The sequence below is a fragment of the Kitasatospora sp. NPDC054768 genome (genome assembly GCF_053612025.1).
On sequence record NZ_JBSHBN010000352.1, the window covers coordinates 1 to 1,293 of the forward strand.

1 protein-coding gene and 2 pseudogenes are annotated in these 1,293 nt (G+C 73.5%); 2 read left to right on the forward strand and 1 reads right to left on the reverse strand.

Annotated elements, in window-relative coordinates:
* Positions 1–250: pseudogene (locus ACWGKU_RS41080) on the reverse strand (hypothetical protein); the annotation flags it as partial.
* A gap of 252 nt (positions 251–502) precedes the next feature.
* Here ACWGKU_RS41080 and ACWGKU_RS41085 point away from each other — a divergent pair.
* Both ACWGKU_RS41085 and ACWGKU_RS41090 read left to right on the forward strand, forming a co-directional pair.
* Entirely contained in the window at positions 503–1,015 is a 513-nt protein-coding gene (locus tag ACWGKU_RS41085) for a SigE family RNA polymerase sigma factor (RefSeq protein WP_401048878.1), read from the forward strand.
* A pseudogene (locus ACWGKU_RS41090) lies at positions 1,008–1,293 on the forward strand (hypothetical protein); the annotation flags it as partial. The gene ACWGKU_RS41085 and the pseudogene ACWGKU_RS41090, both read left to right, overlap by 8 nt.

Genomic DNA, 1,293 nt, shown 5'->3' on the forward strand with positions numbered 1-1,293 from the left:
CCGTGCTGGTGACGGTGAAAGCCGCCGGGGCGGCAGTCGCACCGGTAACGGCCGAGCCGCTGCCGGGGACCACCGAGGCGCCGGCCGAGCCGGCGTCGGAGGCCGTGGCGGTGGGCGTACCGGCGGGCTTGCCTTGGGCCGTGGGGGTGGGCGTGGAGGTGCCGGTTGCGGCAGTGGCCATTCCCCCTGCGGTCGCGATGGCCGCGGCGGTGACGGTGGCGGCGATGAGCATGATCGGGCGGATACGCATGAATTCGTGTCCTTTCCTGCGGGCGTCCGGTTGATGCCGGCACCCCTGTACGCCTCTTGACGCCGGGCAGGTCGCACCCCGCGCACGTGATCCAGGTCATAGGTCGTGGGCGCAACGCCTGGACGGGGCTCGTGCGTACAGGGCGGGAGGCTCCGCCCAGGACGCACGGATCCACCGCCGCGGCCGAGGAGTGCTTCCTCGCGCACCGCCTGTGCCGCGAGCCGACGGACAGCCCCGGAAGAGAGGCCCTTGATGACGCCACAGGAGTTCGACGCGTTCTACGCGGCGTCCTTCTCCCGCCTGACCGGGCAGCTCTACGCGATAACCGGCAACTGGTCCGAAGCACAGGACGTGGTCCAGGAGGCCTTCATCCGCGCGTGGGACCGACGGCGCACCTTCGACCCGGGCAACGCCCCGGAGGCATGGATCCGGACCACGGCCCGGCGGCTGGCCGTCTCCCGCTGGCGACGTCTGGCCCGGGGCCTGCACTTGGCCGGACGCCACCACCGTCAGGAACCACCCACCGTCGAGCCGCCCACCGAGGAGCACCTGATGCTGGTCGCCGCGCTCCGCGACCTGCCCGAGGCACAGCGGAGCGCCCTGGTCCTGCACCACATGTGCGACCTCTCCGTCGAGCAGGTCGCGGCCGATACCGGCGCCAGCGTCAGCGCCGTCAAGAGCCGCCTCGCCCGCGGCCGGGCCGCGCTCGCGGCCAGACTCGCCGACCGGGCCCCGACCGGCGAGGAAGGAAAGCTCCGTGTCTGACCCCATCCACGACACCCTCGCCGACCGGCTGCGGCTGCTCGGCACGCAAATGCCCGCACCGACCCTGCCCGCTGCGGAGATCCGCCGACGCGCCGACCGGCGCCGCCACCGCCGACGGGCCCTGGGCGCGGTCGCGGCCTGCACGGCAGCAGCCCTGTGTCTGGCTCTCCCGTCCGCGCCGCACTCACCGGGACCACGACAAGGAGCAGCCACCACAGAGACCCCCTCCGTGCCGGCTTCCCCCCACCCCCCGGCGGCTTTCACCGTCACCAGCACGA